This window comes from Pseudomonas sp. 39004 (assembly GCF_028682155.1).
Lineage (GTDB): Bacteria > Pseudomonadota > Gammaproteobacteria > Pseudomonadales > Pseudomonadaceae > Aquipseudomonas > Aquipseudomonas capeferrum.
In genome coordinates this window covers 1-18975 of the sequence record NZ_JANIAG010000106.1, presented here as the reverse complement: position 1 = coordinate 18975, position 18975 = coordinate 1, and the positions used below count along the sequence as shown (strand labels likewise).

22 protein-coding genes are annotated in these 18975 nt (G+C 61.3%); 4 read left to right on the top strand and 18 right to left on the bottom strand.

The window, feature by feature from the left end:
- The 16 genes from NP534_RS17965 to NP534_RS17890 form a co-directional block, all read right to left on the bottom strand.
- The coding region (locus tag NP534_RS17965; protein ID WP_274099596.1) for a radical SAM protein at nt 1–368 on the bottom strand (368 nt) is incomplete at its 3' end.
- Nucleotides 369–527: 159 nt separating this feature from the next.
- Complete coding sequence (gene ybgF / locus NP534_RS17960) at nt 528–1343, bottom strand: tol-pal system protein YbgF (RefSeq protein WP_274099595.1); 816 nt, start codon at nt 1341–1343, stop codon at nt 528–530.
- A gap of 6 nt (nt 1344–1349) precedes the next feature.
- Nucleotides 1350–1847, bottom strand: a complete 498-nt coding sequence (gene pal / locus NP534_RS17955) for a peptidoglycan-associated lipoprotein Pal (protein WP_008090230.1) — start codon at nt 1845–1847, stop codon at nt 1350–1352.
- A 54-nt stretch (nt 1848–1901) separates the two neighbouring features.
- On the bottom strand, nt 1902–3173 hold the full coding sequence (gene tolB / locus NP534_RS17950; RefSeq protein ID WP_033699839.1) for a Tol-Pal system beta propeller repeat protein TolB: 1272 nt from the start codon (nt 3171–3173) through the stop codon (nt 1902–1904).
- Between the two features lie 26 nt (nt 3174–3199).
- Nucleotides 3200–4318: a cell envelope integrity protein TolA gene (gene tolA / locus NP534_RS17945; RefSeq protein WP_033699841.1), complete on the bottom strand. Its 1119-nt coding sequence runs from the start codon at nt 4316–4318 to the stop codon at nt 3200–3202.
- Nucleotides 4318–4770, bottom strand: coding sequence for a protein TolR (gene tolR, locus NP534_RS17940; protein WP_012273765.1), 453 nt, complete (start codon nt 4768–4770; stop codon nt 4318–4320). Before tolR ends, tolA begins: the two co-directional genes overlap by 1 nt.
- A gap of 14 nt (nt 4771–4784) precedes the next feature.
- Nucleotides 4785–5480 carry a protein TolQ gene (tolQ, locus tag NP534_RS17935; protein WP_008090219.1) on the bottom strand — a complete coding sequence of 232 codons (696 nt, stop codon included), beginning with the start codon at nt 5478–5480 and terminating at the stop codon, nt 4785–4787.
- A gap of 2 nt (nt 5481–5482) precedes the next feature.
- Complete coding sequence (ybgC, locus tag NP534_RS17930; RefSeq protein ID WP_033699843.1) at nt 5483–5935, bottom strand: tol-pal system-associated acyl-CoA thioesterase; 453 nt, start codon at nt 5933–5935, stop codon at nt 5483–5485.
- 125 nt (nt 5936–6060) lie between these two features.
- Nucleotides 6061–7107, bottom strand: a complete 1047-nt coding sequence (gene ruvB, locus NP534_RS17925; protein WP_186658328.1) for a Holliday junction branch migration DNA helicase RuvB — start codon at nt 7105–7107, stop codon at nt 6061–6063.
- Entirely contained in the window at nt 7104–7721 is a 618-nt protein-coding gene (ruvA, locus tag NP534_RS17920) for a Holliday junction branch migration protein RuvA (protein WP_274099594.1), read from the bottom strand. Before ruvA ends, ruvB begins: the two co-directional genes overlap by 4 nt.
- 109 nt (nt 7722–7830) lie before the next feature.
- On the bottom strand, nt 7831–8355 hold the full coding sequence (ruvC, locus tag NP534_RS17915; RefSeq protein ID WP_274099593.1) for a crossover junction endodeoxyribonuclease RuvC: 525 nt from the start codon (nt 8353–8355) through the stop codon (nt 7831–7833).
- Between the two features lie 187 nt (nt 8356–8542).
- Nucleotides 8543–9289 (bottom strand): YebC/PmpR family DNA-binding transcriptional regulator, encoded by a 747-nt coding sequence (locus tag NP534_RS17910; RefSeq protein WP_274099592.1) that lies wholly within the window; start codon nt 9287–9289, stop codon nt 8543–8545.
- 114 nt (nt 9290–9403) lie between these two features.
- On the bottom strand, nt 9404–11179 hold the full coding sequence (aspS, locus tag NP534_RS17905; protein ID WP_274099591.1) for an aspartate--tRNA ligase: 1776 nt from the start codon (nt 11177–11179) through the stop codon (nt 9404–9406).
- A 93-nt stretch (nt 11180–11272) separates the two neighbouring features.
- A complete protein-coding gene (locus NP534_RS17900; protein ID WP_033699849.1) occupies nt 11273–11494 on the bottom strand; it encodes an FmdB family zinc ribbon protein in 222 nt (73 codons plus the stop codon).
- 92 nt (nt 11495–11586) lie between these two features.
- The gene (locus tag NP534_RS17895) at nt 11587–11919 is read right to left on the bottom strand and encodes a ribbon-helix-helix domain-containing protein (protein WP_274099590.1); all 333 of its coding nucleotides are present in this window, start codon (nt 11917–11919) and stop codon (nt 11587–11589) included.
- A gap of 165 nt (nt 11920–12084) precedes the next feature.
- Nucleotides 12085–12558, bottom strand: coding sequence for a Dps family protein (locus NP534_RS17890; protein WP_016392255.1), 474 nt, complete (start codon nt 12556–12558; stop codon nt 12085–12087).
- 278 nt (nt 12559–12836) lie between these two features.
- Between NP534_RS17890 and NP534_RS17885 the strand changes: the two genes are divergently transcribed.
- Entirely contained in the window at nt 12837–13430 is a 594-nt protein-coding gene (locus NP534_RS17885; protein WP_274099589.1) for a cold-shock protein, read from the top strand.
- 38 nt (nt 13431–13468) lie between these two features.
- Here the strand turns inward: NP534_RS17885 and NP534_RS17880 are convergent, their stop codons facing one another.
- Both NP534_RS17880 and NP534_RS17875 read right to left on the bottom strand, forming a co-directional pair.
- A complete protein-coding gene (locus NP534_RS17880; RefSeq protein WP_186658305.1) occupies nt 13469–13675 on the bottom strand; it encodes a SlyX family protein in 207 nt (68 codons plus the stop codon).
- A gap of 1 nt (nt 13676) precedes the next feature.
- Nucleotides 13677–14096, bottom strand: a complete 420-nt coding sequence (locus NP534_RS17875; RefSeq protein ID WP_274099588.1) for an HIT family protein — start codon at nt 14094–14096, stop codon at nt 13677–13679.
- 764 nt (nt 14097–14860) lie between these two features.
- Here NP534_RS17875 and NP534_RS17870 point away from each other — a divergent pair.
- The 3 genes from NP534_RS17870 to NP534_RS17860 all read left to right on the top strand — a co-directional run.
- Nucleotides 14861–16144 (top strand): OprD family porin, encoded by a 1284-nt coding sequence (locus NP534_RS17870; RefSeq protein WP_274099587.1) that lies wholly within the window; start codon nt 14861–14863, stop codon nt 16142–16144.
- A 160-nt stretch (nt 16145–16304) separates the two neighbouring features.
- Entirely contained in the window at nt 16305–18020 is a 1716-nt protein-coding gene (locus NP534_RS17865) for a proline--tRNA ligase (RefSeq protein WP_274099586.1), read from the top strand.
- 20 nt (nt 18021–18040) lie between these two features.
- A partial coding sequence (locus tag NP534_RS17860) for a hypothetical protein (RefSeq protein WP_274099585.1) occupies nt 18041–18975 on the top strand: 935 nt, incomplete at its 3' end.

Genomic DNA, 18975 nt, shown 5'->3' with positions numbered 1-18975 from the left:
CCTGGCGTCTTCAGGTCGACCACACGGCTGACGCGGGTGTCGGTACCCGAAATATCCAGCGCGCCGCTGGTCTCCAGCGAAACCTCGTAGCCGGCATCGCACAGTTGCTGAAGCAACGGCAAGGCATTGGGCTGGGCCAACGGCTCGCCCCCCGTGACGCAGACGTAACGCGGCTTGAAACCGGCCACCTGTTCCATGATCGAATCGAGGGTGCGCAGGGTGCCGCCGCTGAACGCGTAGGCACTGTCGCAGTACTGACAGCGCAGGGGGCAACCGGTCAGGCGCACGAAAACCGTGGGCAGCCCAGCCGTTCGTGTTTCACCCTGCAAAGAGTAAAAGACTTCGGTAATGCGTAATGTGTCTTGCATGATCGCCACGGGCGTGACAGCTAAACAGGCTGTCCGCCTCCGTCAGGCACTGTCGCGGACTCGACATGGCGTTATCCGCTGCAGCGTGTTTAAGAAAAAGGGCAGTGATTCTAACGAAAAAACCCGCGACTGGCGCGGGTTTCTTGCGAAGGGTGCGGCTTAGAGCTTTTGCAGGTCACGCTGCGCCAGTTGCGCGGCGGATGTGCCAGGGTACTGGGTGATGACCTGTTGCAGAATGCCTTTGACCTTGTCGGTGTGGCCCATGCGGCGCTCGACGTCGGCCAGCTTGTACAGCGAATCAGGCACCTTGCTGTGCTTGGGGTACTTCTGGCTCACCTGCGCGAACGCCTGGCTGGCACCTGGCAGGTCGCCCTTGGCCAGGTTCACCTCACCCAGCCAATACTGGGCATTGCCGGCGTACTGGCTGCTGGGGTACTTGCGCAGGAAGGCGTTGAACGCCTGGCTGGCCTTGTCGAAGTCCTTCTGCTTGATCAGGTCGAAAGCAGCATCGTAATAGAGCTTCTCTTTCGCCGGATCACCGGGCTCGCCACTGGCGGCCGGTTGTTGCGCAGCGGCGCCAGCGGCACCTGCTGCTGCACCGGCGGCGGCATTGGATGCGCCCCCGGTAGAGGAATTGTCAGGGGTCGCGGCAGGCGCGGCACCACTGTTGATGCGACGGTCCAGGTCCTGGTATCGCTCCAGGTTTTCCTGCTTCATGCGCGACACATCGTTTTGCAGCTCTTCGATGATGCCTTGCTGGCGGGAAAGCTGGTCCTGCATCTGTTGCAGCTGCATGAACAGCTGGCCCTGTGCCGAGGCAGGGGTTGAAGCCCCTGCCCCGGCATAGGCGCCGCTCGTGCCATAACCCGCAGGCGGATAACTGCCTGCGTTGTCATCTACTACAGGGACCTCAGCCCAGGCCGCGAGCGGCAGGCTGAGTGCGAGGACGGTTACTACACGGCGGCACATTCGCATGGGAACTTACTTACGCAGTTCTACGCGACGGTTCTGAGCCCAGGATTGCTCGTCGTTGCCAGTGGCAACAGGACGCTCTTCACCGTAGGAGACCAGTTCCAGCTGAGCAGGGGAAACGCCCTGCAGAACCAGGTAACGCTGAACGGCCTTGGCACGACGCTCACCCAGAGCCATGTTGTACTCGCGGGTGCCGCGCTCGTCGGTGTTGCCTTCCAGAACAACGCGGTTGCCGTTGGACTTCAGGTCCTTGGCGTGAACGTCCAGAGCGCGCATGGCTTCTGGCTTCAGGTCCGAGCTGTCGTATTCGAAGTAGAAGGTGGTGATTGCGCGCAGGGCGGCTTCTTCGCTCAGGGAGCCGTCGACAGCGCCAGTGTTGGCACCGTAGCCAGCGTTCGGGTCAACAGCGCCTTCACCAGCGTTGTCACCGCCTTTCGAGGAGCAACCTACAGCTACAGCCATGGCCAGAGCCAGCGCAGCGAATTTACCAAACTTCAGCATTTCCATCGTGAAACTCCTAATGAAACCCCAGTGTGTTAAGCAAAACGTATTACGCCGCAATCAGTTCAGGTAAGGGGACCAGGACGGTTCTCTGACTTCGCCTTGAGCGGTAGGAAGTGGGAGCCTCACGCGGCCATTAAGCGACACGAGCATCAAGACTCCCCGGCCCTGCTGGCGGGTGGCGTAGATTAGCATGGTGCCGTTTGGCGCAACAGTGGGAGACTCATCAAGACTTGTTTCAGAGAGAATCTTTACACTTCCGCGCTGCAAGTCCTGTGCCGCCACTTTGAAGTTGGTGAAGCCCTGCTGACGGTGGATCATCACCAGCGTCTTTTCGTCCGCCGAAAGTTTCGGGTTGGCGTTGTAGTTACCGACGAAAGTTACGCGCTCGGCGCTACCACCACTGACCGACTGCTTGTAGATCTGCGGCTTGCCGCCACGGTCGGAGGTGAAGTACAGGGTGTTGCCATCCTTGCCCCAGAACGGCTCGGTATTGATACCGGGGCCGGCAGTGACACGGCTGATCTGACGCGAAGCCACGTTCATCACGTAGATGTCCGGGTTGCCATCTTTCGACAGCACGAACGCCAGGCGCGAACCGTCAGGCGACCAGGCCGGTGCACCGTTGAGGCCTTCGAAGTTGGTGACCTGCTCACGGCGGCCGGTGTCGATGTGCTGCACGAAGATACGCGGGCGCTTCTGCTCGAACGACACATAGGCAATACGCTTGCCATCCGGTGCAAAGCGTGGCGACAGGATCGGCTCACGCGATTGCAGCAGGGTCACTGCCCGGGCACCGTCGTAGTCCGAACGCTGCAGGGTGTAACGGGTGTTGTTGGTGGAAAAACGCTCGGCCGTCACGTACAGCATGCGGGTAGAGAACGCACCCTTGATGCCGGTGAGCTTTTCGAACGACTGGTCGGCGATGTAGTGCGACATGTCGCGCAGCTGGTCGACGCTGCCCGCCACGCTGCCGGTCAGCACTTGCTGCTCGGTGGCGACGTTGAACAGGGCGTACTGCACCTGCAGACGGCCGCCGGACGGCACGATGCTGCCGACCATCACGTACTGCGCACCCAACGCCTTCCAGTCGCGGAAGATGACTTCGCTGGCCTGGGAAGGCTGGCTGATCATGTTCTGCCGCGGGATCGGCGAGTAGTAGCCGGAGTTGCGCAGGTCGTTGCCAATGATGTCAGCCATGTCTTCGGGCAGCACGCTGCCGCCCTGCAGACCGAACGGCACTACCGCGATGGGCGTGGCCCGGTCGCTGCCGCTGGTGACCAGGATGTTCTTTTCCTCTGCTACGGCCATGCCTGCCACGCAGCACAGCATGACCAGCAGTCCTCGAAGGAGTTTAATCACAACGCTAGATCCTCAGGAGTAAATGTCATCTTGAACGAACGATACCTGTTGAAATCGCTCGGCTTCATACCCTGCATTTCGGTCAGACGACCGATGTTCTTCATTGCTGCCACCGCCGAACTGTCAAACGGGCCGTCGCCACTGGAGCGCAACACGCTGACGTTGGTGATGGTGCCATCTGGCAGCATGTTGATCTGCAGGACTACCGTCATGCCCTTGCGCGCGGAAGGCGGACGTGCCCAGCCCTCGGCTGCGCGCATGCGGATCAGGTCGTCGAAATCGCCGGCCACCTGGTCACCTTGCTCGTCAGCCAGCGCCTGCTGCCGCTCGGTGGTATCGGACAACAGCTCGGCCAGGGCCTGGGCTTTCTTGTCTTCTGCCGACTTGCGGGCCGCTTCCTGTGCCTTTTTCTTCTGGGCGTCTGCCGCAGCCTTTTTCTTGGCCTCTTCAGCTGCCTTCTTCTTCGCGTCCTCGGCCGCCGCTTTCTTCTTGGCGTCCTCGGCTGCTTTCTTCTTGGCCTCTTCGGCTGCCTTTTTCTTGGCATCCTCGGTGGCTTGTTTTTTCGCTTCCTCGGCGGCCTCTTTCTTGGCGTCCTCGGCGGCTTTCTTCTTGGCCTCTTCCTCAGCCTTCTTCTTGGCGATATCGGCCTGCTGTTTCTCGGCGGCTTTCTTCGCCTCATCGGCCTTCTTGGCTTCGGCGGCTTTCTTGGCCTCGGTGGCCTCTTTCGCCTCGGCGGCCTTGGCGGCGTCCTCGGCCTTCTTGGCTTCGGCGGCCTCGCGAGCCTCCTCGGCCTTTTGAGCGGCGTCGGCTTTCTTTTGTTCCGCGGCCTTCACGGCCTCTTGCTCGACCTTCTTCTGCTCCAGCTGCTCGACTTCGGTCTGGCGCGAGGCGGTTTTCTTCGCTTCCCCGGCAATCTTCTGATTGGTCTGGGTAGTCGCCTGGCTCTTGGACTTGAGCTGATACAGAGTAGCCTGGACGATCGGCTTGGAAGGCGGCAGTTCAGGCGTCATGGCAAAACTGACGAACAGCATAGCGAACACCAGCACATGCAGGCCGATGGCCCAGACACTGGGCCAGAAGTAGCTTTCCGAGGCGGATGGCTCTCGCTGTTGCATCAGGGCGCCTCGGTAATCAGGCCAACGTTACCGACACCGGCCTTCTGCAACCCGCCCATGGCACCCATGACCGCGCCGTAGTCGACAGCCTTGTCGCCACGAATGAAGACCTGGGTCTGCTTGCCCTGGTCACGACCGGCAGCAATGATTTTGGTCACTGCGTTGGTCATGTCGGGCAAGGTCATGGCCTTGTCCATCTGTTTATCGGTATCGACTTCGCTGCCGAGGTTCCAATAGTAGGTCTTGTCGGCCTTGATGGAGATGGTAAGGATCTGGACGTTGTTGTCCTGCGGCAAGGCTTCACTGGAAACCTTGGGCAGGTCGACCTTCACGCCCTGGTTGAGCATGGGGGCCGTCACCATGAAGATGACCAGCAGCACCAGCATCACGTCGATGTAGGGCACCACGTTCATCTCGGCGACCGGCTTGCGTTTGTGGCGAACTCGGGCCATGGGCTTCTACCTGATTACTCTTCGCTGGTGTGCACTTTGCGGTGCAGGATCGCCTGGAACTCGTCGGCGAAGGTGTAGTAACGGCCGATCAGCACTTCGCTGCGTGCGGCGAAACGGTTGTAGGCGATAACCGCAGGGATTGCCGCGAACAGGCCGATTGCGGTGGCGATCAGGGCTTCGGCGATACCTGGGGCAACCGTGGCCAAAGTGGCCTGCTGGGCGCTGGCCAGGCCGCGGAAGGAGTTCATGATGCCCCACACGGTACCGAACAAGCCGATGTATGGGCTGGTCGAACCGACAGTGGCGAGGAACGGCAGGCTCTGCTCGAGCTTTTCTTCCTCACGCGAGATGGCCACGCGCATGGCCCGGCCTACGCCTTCCATGACCGCGTCCGGGTCTACGCCCGGCTGCTGGCGCAGGCGCGAGAACTCCTTGAAACCTGCGCGGAAGACTTGCTCCACGCCCGAATCCGGGTCCGGGTTGCTGCCTGCCTGACGGTACAGCTTGGACAGGTCGATACCCGACCAGAAGCGCTCCTCGAAGGCATCCAGCGCACGACGACCGGCGCGCAGCATGGTGCTGCGCTGAAAGATCATGATCCATGAGGTGACCGAGGCGGCCACCAGGATCAGCATTACCAGCTGTACCACCACGCTGGCATTGCTGACCAGACTCCACATGGAGGTATGGTCGACGACGTTAGCTTCCACGCTTATTCTCCTGCATTCGATTGAGTACCCGAGCCGTCCGCCATAAAGGCGTCGCGCAGCTTGGGGGGTATGGCTCGGGGTTTGAAAGTGTCGGCGCGCACGGCGGCCACCAGGAACTGCCCCTCGCAGAGCAGCGTTTCATCCTTTTCCCGCCAGACCTGCTGCACGAAGCGCAGGCTGGCACGATTGAGTTCAAGTACTTGCGCGGTGACCCGTAGCTCATCGTCCAGCCGCGCCGGCGCGTGGTAGCGCGCCTCGCTGGAATGGACCACGAACAACAGGTTTTCACCGGCCAGCTGCGACTGGGAAAAGCCCAGGTGTCGCAACCGCTCGGTACGCGCGCGCTCCATGAATTTCAGGTAGTTGACGTAATACACCACGCCGCCCGCATCGGTGTCTTCGTAATAGACGCGACAACGGTGGGCGAACGGTTCGAGCTGATTTTGCGCGCGCATACTCTAGTGCTTACTCCTCAGCTTGCCAATCCGCTGCGGCAACTGTTTTTTCTTCATTAATGTCTTATTGCCAGCGCGCCTGTGGCATGCCAGCGGTAGGACCACAAAAAGCCGGTTTTGATCTGTCATTCATCGCCTGGCTCGGAAAAATCACCACCCTCCCCCAGGCGCCCAGGAACATTCAGGCCAAAGTGCAGGTAGGCATGCCGGGTGACCACACGGCCGCGCGGCGTGCGCATGATGTAACCCTGCTGGATCAGGTAGGGCTCGAGCACGTCCTCGATGGTGTGACGCTCTTCGCTGATGGCTGCCGCAAGGTTGTCCACCCCCACCGGGCCACCGTCGAATTTCTCGATCATGGTCAACAGCAGGCGGCGGTCGGAGTGGTCGAAACCACGCTCGTCGACGTCAAGCAGGTTCAGCGCAAGGTCTGCCACGGCCTTGGTGATCTGGCCCTTGCCGCGCACCTCGGCATAGTCGCGCACACGGCGCAGCAAGCGGTTGGCGATACGTGGCGTGCCACGGGCACGCCGGGCGATCTCGAAGGCGCCCTGGTCTTCGATGACCAGGCCCAGGATACCGGCGGAACGGCTGACAATGGTCGCCAGGTCCTTGTCGCTGTAGAACTCCAGGCGCTGAACAATGCCGAAACGGTCCCGCAAGGGGTTGGTCAGCATGCCGGCACGGGTGGTGGCCCCCACCAGGGTGAAGGGCGGCAGGTCGAGCTTGATCGAGCGTGCGGCGGGCCCCTCGCCGATCATGATGTCGAGCTGGAAGTCTTCCATTGCCGGGTAGAGCACCTCTTCGACGACCGGTGAAAGCCGGTGGATTTCGTCGATGAACAGCACGTCGTGGGGCTCAAGGTTGGTCAGCATCGCCGCCAGGTCGCCCGGGCGCTCGAGAATAGGCCCCGAGGTACTCTTGACCGACACGCCCATTTCCTGGGCGATGATGTTGGCCAGGGTGGTCTTGCCCAGCCCTGGCGGGCCAAAGATCAAGGTATGGTCAAGCGACTCGCTGCGGCCACGCGCGGCCTGGATGAACAGCGCCATCTGCTCGCGTACCACGGGCTGCCCGATGTAGTCGTCCAGGCGCAAGGGGCGGATCGCGCGGTCCTGGACCTCTTCGCGGTCGCGCCCACTGGCGGCGATCAGACGGTCGGCTTCGATCACTTGGTAATCATCCCTTTGAGGCTGCGGCGGATCAGCTCTTCACTGCTCAGGCCGGCCTTGTCCTTGATGGCGGACACTGCCTTGCTGGCTTCCTGGGGTTTGTAGCCCAGGGAAACCAATGCACTGACCGCATCGGCCTCGGCTGAGGAGTCGCCGCTGGCCGGTGCCGGCCCATCGGACACCAGGGTGAACATGGCCGGCGAGGTCTCCCAGGCCTTGAAGCGGTCCTTGAGTTCGACCAGCAGGCGTTCGGCGGTCTTCTTGCCAACACCCGGCACGCGCACCAGGGCCGAGGTGTCCTGGGCCTGCACGCAGCGCACCAGTTCGTCGGCTTCCAGGCCCGACATCAATGCCAGCGCCAGCTTCGGCCCGACGCCATTGAGGCGAATGAGTTCGCGGAACAGTTCGCGCTCGCGCTTTTCGTGGAAGCCATAGAGCAGGTGGGCGTCTTCACGTACCACCAGGTGGGTGTGCACGGTCACCGTTTCGCCAACCTTGGGCAGGCGATACAGGGTGGTCATGGGCACTTCCAGCTCGTAGCCCACGCCGTTGACGTCGATAATCAGGTGCGGCGGTTGTTTTTCCGCCAGGGTGCCGCGCAAACGTCCAATCACGTTCCGATCCTTCCTCTCGGGGAGCCGGTCAAAGACCGCTCAACCCTATCAGCAAATGCGCCGGGTGAACCTGCCACCCGAACAAAATGTGTATCAGCGCATGAAGCGCTTACAGACGCAAGCGCCCACCGCGCCGGCGTGCCGTGGCCAGGCCATGTGGCACCAGGCTGGAGCGGGTATGGGCATGGCACAGGGCGATGGCGAGGGCGTCGGAGGCGTCGATCTGCGGCTTTTGCGTCAGCTTGAGCAGGTGCATGACCATCATCATCACTTGCTCCTTGTTGGCGCCGCCCGTGCCTGCGACGGCCTGCTTGACCTGGGTGGCACTGTATTCGGCGATTTCCAGCCCCGCCTCGGCCGCCGCCACGATCGCAGCACCGCGGGCCTGGCCGAGCTTGAGCGCCGAGTCGGGGTTGCGGGCCATGAACACCCGTTCAATGCCCATGGTTACCGGCTCGTGCAGCCTGATGACCTCGCTGACACCGCGAAAGACAATCTGCAGACGTTCATGCAACTCGCCACTGCCCGTGCGGATACAACCCGACGCCACATACTCGCAACCACGGGCCGTTTGGCGAACCACGCCGTAACCGGTGATCCGCGAGCCGGGGTCGATACCAAGAATCAGAGTCATAACGCCTGTCGTATTTAGGGATGCATTTTTGCAAACTGCACCGGCCCTTTCGCGGGGCGAGCCCGCCCCCACAAGTACCCCGCTGGCCTTAAGGATGGCAGGGACCTGTGGGAGCGGGCTCGCCCCGCGAAAGGGCCGGTACAGACGCTGAAAAACTCACATGCCTGGCTTGATACGCCAGCACACCTTAGCCGAGTTTTTCCATGATCTCGTCAGAAATCTGCGCATTGGAATAGACGTTCTGCACGTCGTCCAGATCCTCGAGCATGTCGATCAGCTTGAGCACCTTTTCTGCGCCTTCAAGGTCGAGCTCGGCGCTGGTGGTCGGCTGCATGACGATTTCGGCGTCATCGGCATTGAAGCCGGCCTCTTCCAGGGCATTACGCACAGCGTAGAAGCTGTTGAAGGAAGTGAAGACGTCGAACGAGCCATCGTCATTGCTCACCACGTCGTCGGCATCGGCCTCCATCGCGGCTTCCATCAAGGCGTCTTCATCCACGCCCGGCGCGAAGCTGATCTGGCCCTTGCGCTCGAACAGGTAGGCCACCGAGCCATCGGTACCGAGGTTGCCACCACACTTGGTGAAGGCATGACGCACGGCCGCGGCAGTACGGTTGCGGTTGTCGGTCATGGCCTCGACCATGATCGCCACGCCACCTGGGCCGTAACCCTCGTAGCTGAGCTCTTCGACGTTGTCGCTTTCGTTGGTGCCAGCACCACGGGCAACGGCGCGGTCGATGATATCGCGGCTCATGTTGGCGCCAAGGGCCTTGTCCAGCGCCAGACGCAGGCGCGGGTTGGACGCCGGATCACCGCCGCCCTGCTTGGCTGCAACGGTCAGCTCGCGGATCCACTTGGTGAAGACCTTGCCTCTCTTGGCATCCTGGCGCTCTTTGCGGTGCTTGATGTTCGCCCACTTGGAATGACCAGCCATAACGACTCCAAATTCTTTGAAACACAAACAATTGCGCCCCTGACGGGGCGCAACGACAAAAAAACCTGCGCCGTAACGCAAAGGCGCATCCATGTGGATGCGCCCGGGGCCCGCTTACTCGACCTTGGTCTGTTCGCGCAGGCGGATGTGCAGCTCGCGCAAGGCTTTAGCGTCGACCATGCCTGGGGCCTGGGTCATGACGCAGGCAGCGCTCTGGGTTTTCGGGAAGGCGATCACTTCACGGATCGACTGGGCGCCGGTCATCAGCATGACCAGGCGATCCAGGCCGAAGGCCAGGCCACCGTGAGGCGGGGCGCCGAACTTCAGGGCGTCGAGCAGGAAGCCGAACTTCTCTTCCTGTTCTGCCGCTTCGATACCCAGCAGACGGAACACCGCCTGTTGCATCTCTTTGCGGTGGATACGGATCGAGCCGCCACCCAGTTCGGTGCCGTTCAGCACCATGTCGTAAGCACGCGACAGCGCGGTGGCCGGGTTGGCCTCCAGCTCTTGCGGGGAGCACTTCGGTGCAGTGAACGGGTGGTGCAGCGCAGTGAAGCTGCCGTCGTCGTTCTCTTCGAACATCGGGAAGTCGACAACCCACATCGGCGCCCATTCGCAGGTGTGCAGGTTGAAGTCGTTACCCACCTTGATCCGCAGCGCGCCCAGGGCTTCGCTGACGATCTTGGCCTTGTCGGCGCCGAAGAACACGATGTCGCCATCGACTGCGCCCACGCGATCGAGGATCACGTTGAGGTTGGCCTCAGGGATGTTCTTGACGATCGGCGACTGCAGGCCTTCGACGCCTTTGGCGCGCTCGTTGACCTTGATGTAGGCCAGGCCCTTGGCACCGTAGATGCCGACGAACTTGGTGTACTCGTCGATCTTGCTGCGCGGCATGCTGGCGCCGCCTGGCAGACGCAGGGCGGTAACGCGGCATTTAGGATCGTTGGCCGGGCCTGCGAAGACCTTGAACTCGACGTCCTTGAGCTGATCGGCAACGTCGACCAGTTCCAGCGGGTTACGCAGGTCTGGCTTGTCGGAACCGTAACGGCGCATGGCTTCTTCGAAGGTCATGTGCGGGAAATCACCGAACTCCAGGTCCAGGACTTCCTTGAACAGCTTGCGGATCATGCTCTCGGTGAGGCCCATGATCTCGGCTTCATCGAGGAAGCTGGTCTCGATGTCGATCTGGGTGAATTCCGGCTGGCGGTCAGCACGCAGGTCTTCGTCACGGAAGCACTTGGCGATCTGGTAGTAACGGTCGAAACCGGCAACCATCAGCAGCTGCTTGAACAGCTGGGGCGACTGCGGCAGGGCAAAGAAGCTGCCAGCGTGGGTGCGGCTCGGCACCAGGTAGTCACGCGCGCCCTCTGGGGTGGCGCGGGTGAGGATCGGCGTCTCGACGTCGAGGAAGCCGTTCTCGTCGAGGAAGCGACGGATGCTGCTGGTGATGCGCGAACGCAGACGCAGCTTGTCGGCCATTTCCGGGCGACGCAGGTCGATGAAGCGGTAGCGCAGGCGGGTTTCCTCGCCGACGTCGGAGTATTCGTTGAGCGGGAACGGCGGCGTTTCGGCCTCATTGAGGACCTGCAGGTCGTAGCCCAGCACTTCGATGCCACCGGAGGCCATGTTCGGGTTGACCGCGCCTTCCGGACGGCGGCGTACCTTGCCGGTGATCTGCACGACGTACTCGCTGCGCACACGGTCGGCGGCAGCGAAGGTTTCGGCGCGATCAGGGTCGAACACGACCTGGGCCATGCCCTCGCGGTCACGGATGTCGAGGAAGATCACCCCGCCGTGGTCGCGGCGACGATGGACCCAGCCGCAAAGGGTGACTTCCTGGCCGTCCAGGCTCTCGTTCAGTTGGCCGCAATAATGGCTGCGCATCATGATGGTGGTTTCGCTTCTCGTGATTCGTGTATTCGGTGGAGGCCTTGGCCGCCCAGAGGGCTAATACTGCAAGACCCGGTCACAGCATTCAACTCAGTCGGCCTTGTCGCCGCCTGCCAGATTCTTTTTTGCCCCGGTCTTGAAGTCGGTTTCGTACCAACCGGTGCCGCTCAGGCGAAAGCCTGGGACAGACAGCAGCTTCTTCAGTGCCGGCGCCTGACAGGCCGGGCAATCGGTCAGCGGCGCGGCGCTGATCTTCTGCAGCGCTTCCATGCGGTGCTCGCAGGACGCACATTGATAGTCATAAAGGGGCATGGGTGTCTCTCGTCAACCATAACGCTGGCTGCCGGGGCAGCAAAAAGCGGGATTATATATGGTTAGCAAGCACTGCGCAGCCCGCCTGGCGATCAGCGTGCACTCGGCGGGTCGAGCAGCCAGGCGACGCAGATCACGCGGATCAGGCCGCTGAAGTTGCGCACCCCGCCCTGGCGCAGATGTACCTCGCGGTCCACATACGACAGCACCGCGCTGACCGAACAGCAGTTGGCCTCGGCGATACGCTCCAGAATGCCCCAGTAGACTGCTTCCAGCCGCAGGCAGGTTGAAAAACCATTGAGCCGGACCGAGCGTGACACCGGCCTGATCTGCAGCATGTCGAAATCGGCTTTGAAGGGGTCGACGCATTGCTTGCCTGACCAGCAACCCTGGCCAGCGCCCCGCTTGTCCACTTGCCTCGCCATCGGGCCACTCCATCGACTGTCATTGCCCTGCACTTAGGGCCACGGCAACCATGAAGCGCCAGCCTGCGCATCCGCAGCAGCGGCAAAACCTTCCCGCAGAAATGCAGAAAGCCCGGTTGCCGTGACGGCAACCGGGCTTTTCAGGCATTTCTGACGCTACGGCGGCTATTTACCGTCAAGCAACACGCGCAGCATCCAGGCAGTTTTTTCGTGTACCTGCATGCGCTGGGTCAGCAAGTCGGCGGTCGGCTCATCGCTGACCTTGTCCACCACCGGGAAGATGCTGCGTGCAGTGCGCACGACCGCTTCCTGGCCTTGCACCAGCTGACGGATCATCTCATCCGCCACCGGCACGCCCTCCTCCTCCTTGATCGAAGAATGCCGCGCATAAAATGCATAGGAACCCGGTGCCGGGAAGCCCAGGGCACGAATCCGCTCGGCGATCGAGTCGACCGCCAGGGCCAGCTCGTTGTATTGCTCTTCGAACATCAGGTGCAGGGTGCGGAACGAAGGGCCGGTGACGTTCCAATGAAAGTTATGGGTTTTCAGATACAGCACATAGGTATCCGACAACAGGCGCGACAGCCCTTCGACGATGGACTTGCGATCTTCTTCACTGATACCGATATCGATTGCCATGAAGTTCCCCTTTCCATAAGGCTTGATGATCAAGCGGGCCCTTCACACTGTATCAACACTTGGCAGAAGCCGCCTGTGACCTGGCGCAACACATCGGCTGCGCAGACCTGCGGTTTGAGTAGCCTGCGCCTTTGCTGTTAAATAGGCAGGGTGCCACCCGTGCGGATTGTCATTGCCGGGTGCATAGGCTGGCACACCACGTGTTCGCGCTTTACACCTCATGCGCACCGTGTCGCCAGCTCTTCCTGTGATCAGCTTGTCAACTGTGAGCCAACCCCATGTTCAAGATCGTCCATCTGGTGACGGGCGTAGCGGCTTTGCTGCTATCGCTCATGCCCAGCCTGAAAACCGATGCAACACCCTTCCTGCAGCAACCCGATGCGGTCTACCTGGCACTGCTCGGCCTGCTTAACCTGGTATTGGCCCCGGTCTTGCCGCTGTACTACCGAGGTGCACGGCAACAACTGCAACACCTGGCCTGCGCCTTGCTGGTGGTCGCCGTGGTACTGCAGACCCTGACCTTGCTGGCTCGGCCCGAGATGGGCAACCTGGCTGCGCTGGTCTGCGCGGTGCTGGCCGTGGCCCTGCACCTGGCCGCAGGTTTCGCCCGCGGCCCCCGCAAGGCCCGCAACAGCCAGAGCGCCCCACTGGAGGCCGGCAACCGCGATACGGGCACCGTGAAGTGGTTCAATACCTCCAAAGGCTTTGGCTTCATTTCCCGCGATTCGGGCGATGACATCTTTGTGCACTTCCGCGCTATTCGCGGCGAAGGCCACCGGATTCTGGTGGAAGGCCAGCGCGTCGAGTTTTCGGTCATGCACCGTGACAAAGGCCTGCAGGCCGAAGATGTGGTGGCAGTAACCCGTCGCTGACCTTGCCAGCCCTGGTGCAATGCCAGGGCTGCCTGAACTCAATAATGAGGGGGCGGCGCCTCTTCTCCCTCGCTGCCGTACTGCCCTACCATTTCTTCGTAACGCTTGAGCAGTTCGGCCATCTGCAGTTGCAAGCGGTCGATCACACGCCCCTGCTCGACCACCACATCATTCAGCGCCTGGAGCGTGTCGTCCTGGAACGCCTGGCGGGTTTCAAGCTCGATGATTCGCGATTCAGGTGACATGTCAGGCCTCCTGGTAATCGTTGTCGAGCAGCGTGCGAAGGCGCTGACGGATGGCGTCGACCTGCCCTGGCGCATACTCGACCGCAGGCACCTTGCCCCACACCGGCGCAGGCCAGGCAGCATCGCCATGGCGGCGAACGATGACGTGCATGTGCAGCTGGCTGACCACATTGCCCAGCGTGGCAATGTTCATCTTGTCAGCCTTGAACTCGCCCTTGAGCGCCTGCGCCAGGTCAGTGGTTTCCTTGAACAGCTGCGCTTGGTCTTCCTGGCTCAAGTCGAACACTTCGCTCACGCCGGCGCGCTTGGGCACCAGGATGAACCAGGGGTAATTGGCATCTTTGCTAAGCAGCAGACGGCACAACGGGAAGTCTCCAAGCACCAGGGAGTCCTGCTGCAAACGCGTATCCATCTCAAACAATGCAAAACCTCCAACAGACAAAAACGGGCCCGTCCTACACGGGACATTGGGCAAGGATACCTTGCTTCGCCGGCGCCGGCATGCAAGCGCTGCGGTGCGCTGCACACTTTAAGTTCATCTACGCCCCCCGCCTGCACAACTGCGGTAACACAGCGCTACTTTTCGCACCAAAATGAGGCCGCAAACGAGCACACCACTACGCTTTTACCCACTCGAATGACACTGCATTAACAGTGGCCGGTAACACATTGACTTTTATGACAGCTTTTGGGTTTGAAACGCCTAACTTATCTGGCACACCATCAGACAAGCCTCAGCCCGTGTTTCCGGTACTTTCCGACCTTCGGCACCCCCATTTGTGAAAATTTCATGAACCGGGGTTAATTTTGTGCACGCTTGTTGCATTCCCTCCACACCAAGTCGGCACGACATCTGCATCAAGGGATGTACGCGACAAATAACAACAGCCGCTTTGGATACACCAGGGAGTTTCCCTAGCCGTAATCTGTAGTTACAGATTCGTTACGGCGACAGGAACGGCGCTGGCGTTGTACGGCCCGGGAATCCGGGACGTGATTTGCGACATGGAATTACCTACAAGCGACATGACCATAAAGTTCCCGAAAGGTTCTATATGCCCATATCGCCAACAACAGTCAGCGTGCTATACATTTCCGCCGACATAACAAGAAAGAGCTGCCCCATATAACTAAAAGACTTGGGCGCAGCGGTACTCTTCCTAAAAACCAAAGGAGCAAATCACGATGCGCGTGATGAAGTGGAGCATGATCGCCCTGGCCGTTTCGGCAGGGACCTCGCAATTGGCCTTCGCCTCTGCACAAGACGAGTCCAAGGGTTTCATCGAAGACAGCCAGCTGAACGTCAAAACTCGCATGCTGTACTTCAGCCGTGACTTCCGCAACAACCCAGCCGGCACCCAGAGCCGCGTGGAAGAAACCGGCCTTGGCTTCCTCGGCACTTACGAATCGGGCTTCACCCAGGGCACCGTAGGCTTCGGCGTCGACGCCATCGGCATGCTTGGCCTGAAGCTGGACAGCGGCCGTGGCCGTGCCGGCACCGGCCTGTTCCCACAAGGCTCCGACGGTCGCTCGCAAGATGATTACTCCGAAGGCGGTGGCGCTGTAAAAGTGCGCATCTCCAATACCGTGCTGAAGTTCGGCGACCAGTTCACCGCCATGCCAGTATTCGCCACCGACGACAGCCGACTGCTGCCGGAAGTTGCCGAAGGCGGCCTGATCACCAGCAACGAGATCAGCGGCCTGACCCTGAACGCCGGTCACTTCACCGCGATGAATGCCCAGGCTCAGACCTACCACGACAGCCTGAACCTGACCGAAGCCAACATCTTCGGTGGCACCTACGCCTTTACCGACAGCCTCAGCACCAGCATCTACTACTCGCGCGTCGAAGATCACTTCCGCAAGTGGTACGGCAACGTGAACTGGGCGCTGCCGATCAGCGACAAGCAAGGCCTGGTGTTCGACTTCAACATCTATGACACCAAGTCCATCGGCGACAACCGCACTGGCGCGTTCGTCACCAAGTCCGACGGCAGCAACGAACTCGACAACATCGCAGCCAGCCTGTCCGGCGCCTACAACATCGGCGCCCACACCTTTACCCTGGCCTACCAGAAGGTCAGCGGTGACGGCGACTACGCCTACGGCGTAGACGGCGGCGGTACCGTGTTCCTGGCCAACTCCATCGCCCGTTCCGACTTCAACGCCGAAGACGAGAAATCCTGGCAGGCGCGCTACGACCTGAACTTCGCCGAGTTCGGCGTGCCAGGCCTGACCTTCATGACCCGTTATGCTCGCGGTAGCGGTGCAACCACCCGCACCACCGACAACGGCAAGGAATGGGAACGCGACATCGACGTCAAGTACGTCATGCAGAGCGGCCCAGCGAAGGACCTGAGCTTCCGTGTCCGTCAGGCCACTTACCGCTCCAGCGACGGTGTGTACTACGGTTCGAGCTCGATCGACGAACTGCGTCTGATCGTCGAGTACCCGCTGAGCATCCTGTAAGCCTCGCTTATAGTGCCCCGCACCTGAAAAAGCCCGGCACGATTGCCGGGCTTTTTCTTGGCTGACAATTGCCACGCCCTGGGGCATCCTGTACGCCTTCGTTTCACCCCCGTACAATGCGGGGTCATTTCAACGTCTTAGGCAATCGACACGGCCCACCATGCGCACCAGTCAATATTTGCTCGCCACCCAGAAAGAAACCCCTGCCGACGCAGTGGTCATCAGCCACCAGCTCATGCTGCGCGCCGGCATGATCCGCAAACTGGCCTCGGGCCTGTACACCTGGCTGCCGATGGGCTTGCGAGTAATGCGCAAGGTCGAAGCCGTGGTCCGCGAAGAAATGAACGCCGCCGGCGCCCTGGAAGTGCTGATGCCTAGCATCCAGCCCGCCGAACTGTGGCAGGAATCCGGCCGCTGGGAGCAGTATGGCCCCGAGCTGCTGCGCCTCAAAGACCGCCACAATCGTGATTTCTGCGTTGGCCCGACCCACGAAGAAGTCATCACCGACCTGGCCCGTAACGAGCTGTCCAGCTATAAACAGCTGCCGCTCAGCATGTACCAGATCCAGACCAAATTCCGTGACGAGATCCGCCCGCGCTTCGGCCTGATGCGCGGCCGCGAGTTCATCATGAAGGACGCCTATTCCTTCCATGCCGACCAGGCTTCCCTGCAGGAAACCTACGACCGCATGCACCAGGCGTACACCAACATCTTTACCCGCCTGGGCCTGGACTTCCGCCCTGTGCAGGCCGACACCGGCTCCATCGGTGGCAGCTATTCGCACGAGTTCCACGTTTTGGCCGAGTCCGGCGAAGACGATGTGATCTTCAGCGACAGCTCCGACTACGCCGCCAACATCGAGAAGGCCGAGGCCATCCCGCGTGAAACCGTGCGCCCTGCCCCTGCCGAAGAGCTGCGCCTGGTCGACACCCCGGACGCCAAGACCATCGCGCAACTGGTCGAGCAGTTCGGCCTGCCGATCGAGAAAACCGTCAAGACCTTGATCGTGCGCGGCGCCGAAGAAGGCAAGCTGATCGCCCTGATCGTCCGTGGTGACCACGAGCTCAACGAAATCAAGGCCACCAAACTGGAACAGGTTGCCGACCCGCTGGTCATGGCTACCGAAGCCGAACTGCACGACGCCATTGGCGCCGGCGCAGGTTCGCTCGGCCCGCTGAACCTGCCGCTGGAATGCATCATCGACCGTTCGGTTGCCCTGATGAGCGACTTCGGCATCGGCGCCAACATCGACGACAAGCACTACTTCGGCGTCAACTGGGAACGCGACCTGCCGGTACCGCAAGTCGCCGACCTGCGTAATGTCGTCGAAGGCGACCCGAGCCCGGACGGCCAGGGCACCCTGGTGATCAAGCGCGGCATCGAAGTCGGGCACATCTTCCAGCTCGGCACCAAGTACAGCGAGGCGCTCAAGTGCCAGGTACTGGGCGAGAACGGCAAGCCGGTGGTGCTGTCGATGGGTTGCTACGGCATCGGCGTTTCCCGCGTGGTCGCCGCCGCGATCGAGCAGAGCTACGACGACAAAGGCATCATCTGGAACGATGCCCTGGCGCCGTTCCAGATCGCCCTGGTGCCGCTGCGCTACGAAACCGACGTGGTTCGCGAGGCTACCGACAAGCTGTATGCCGAACTGACCGCCGCCGGTTTTGAAGTATTGCTGGACGACCGCGACAAGAAGACCAGCCCAGGCATCAAGTTTGCCGACATGGAGCTGATCGGCATTCCGCACCGCATCGTCGTCAGCGACCGCGGCCTGGCCGAAGGCAACCTGGAATACAAGCACCGCACCGAACAGGATGCTCAAGCGCTGCCACTCAATGAAGTGCTGTCGTTCCTGCAGGCCCGCGTTCGCCGCTGATAATCAATGCACGAGTGATCATGTCCAAGCGAAGTACCTTTACCCTGGGGGGCGCCGCACTTAGCGGCGCCCTGCTCATCAGCGGCTGCGCCAACCAGATGTCCCAGCGCAGCGAGCATGAGGAGCGCGTCGAGCGCAAGTTGCTCGAACACAGTCTGCAGATCGATGTCGGCGAGCCGAAGGTGATGGAGCTGCCGCAACGACGTGTGCGCGTGCATGAGCAGAAGCGCTTCGAAGTCACCGAATTCGAAGTCACCCGTCGCTACGACCGCTACACGCCCTACCAGCCCTGGCGGGAGGTCTACGAGATCCCGCTGGGCGCGGTGGCTGTGGTGGCCGGCGTGGGCGCCAACGTGGTCAATGTGTTCGCCTTGGGCAACCTGCCCGAAAGCGTCACCCACGACTGGCTCAGCTATGGCGTGGCGGGGCTCAACCCGTTCATGAACGTGCAGTCCAACGGTCGCGCCCAGCAGAACCTGGCCGGGATCAGCGAAGTGCAGAAGGACCAGCGCGAAGAATCCACCAGCCTGCCCTGGAGCGAGCGCCTGGTCGAGGTCAAGGCCGGCAAGATGACCCACGAGCTGACCACCGACAGAAACGGCGTACTGCGCTTGAACCTGCTCGACAGCCCGTTCTCCGAGCAGAACCTCAACCACATTGGTACCCTGCACTTGCAGGTGGTCGATGAGGACAACGCGGTGCGCGGTGACGCCAGCCTGCTGGTCAGCGCCACCCTGCGCAACAAGCTGCTCGAAGCCCACGAACTGATCTTCGACGACCTGGAAGACGATGATGTCGGCCAGTGGGTACACCGGGTCAAACGCTTGTCCGAACTGGGCCTGGAAGAGGAAGCCAGCGAAATGGAGCAGAGCCTGATCGAGCTGACGCGCAACGATCCGGAACTGCAGCAGGAGTTTCTGCAATCGCTGACCAAGGCAACCGGGCAGATCGGAAG

Coding starts and splice junctions, on each gene's coding strand:
- NP534_RS17880 (WP_186658305.1), bottom strand. CDS start 13,675: ATGTCACCTGAATCGCGAATCATCGAGCTTGAAACCCGCCAGGCGTTC.
- NP534_RS17895 (WP_274099590.1), bottom strand. CDS start 11,919: ATGGCGAGGCAAGTGGACAAGCGGGGCGCTGGCCAGGGTTGCTGGTCA.
- NP534_RS17870 (WP_274099587.1), top strand. CDS start 14,861: ATGCGCGTGATGAAGTGGAGCATGATCGCCCTGGCCGTTTCGGCAGGG.
- pal (WP_008090230.1), bottom strand. CDS start 1,847: ATGGAAATGCTGAAGTTTGGTAAATTCGCTGCGCTGGCTCTGGCCATG.
- NP534_RS17890 (WP_016392255.1), bottom strand. CDS start 12,558: ATGGCAATCGATATCGGTATCAGTGAAGAAGATCGCAAGTCCATCGTC.
- ruvC (WP_274099593.1), bottom strand. CDS start 8,355: ATGACTCTGATTCTTGGTATCGACCCCGGCTCGCGGATCACCGGTTAC.
- tolR (WP_012273765.1), bottom strand. CDS start 4,770: ATGGCCCGAGTTCGCCACAAACGCAAGCCGGTCGCCGAGATGAACGTG.
- NP534_RS17885 (WP_274099589.1), top strand. CDS start 12,837: ATGTTCAAGATCGTCCATCTGGTGACGGGCGTAGCGGCTTTGCTGCTA.
- NP534_RS17900 (WP_033699849.1), bottom strand. CDS start 11,494: ATGCCCCTTTATGACTATCAATGTGCGTCCTGCGAGCACCGCATGGAA.
- ybgF (WP_274099595.1), bottom strand. CDS start 1,343: ATGCGAATGTGCCGCCGTGTAGTAACCGTCCTCGCACTCAGCCTGCCG.
- tolB (WP_033699839.1), bottom strand. CDS start 3,173: ATGCTGTGCTGCGTGGCAGGCATGGCCGTAGCAGAGGAAAAGAACATC.
- aspS (WP_274099591.1), bottom strand. CDS start 11,179: ATGATGCGCAGCCATTATTGCGGCCAACTGAACGAGAGCCTGGACGGC.
- NP534_RS17910 (WP_274099592.1), bottom strand. CDS start 9,289: ATGGCTGGTCATTCCAAGTGGGCGAACATCAAGCACCGCAAAGAGCGC.
- tolA (WP_033699841.1), bottom strand. CDS start 4,318: ATGCAACAGCGAGAGCCATCCGCCTCGGAAAGCTACTTCTGGCCCAGT.
- ybgC (WP_033699843.1), bottom strand. CDS start 5,935: ATGCGCGCGCAAAATCAGCTCGAACCGTTCGCCCACCGTTGTCGCGTC.
- NP534_RS17865 (WP_274099586.1), top strand. CDS start 16,305: ATGCGCACCAGTCAATATTTGCTCGCCACCCAGAAAGAAACCCCTGCC.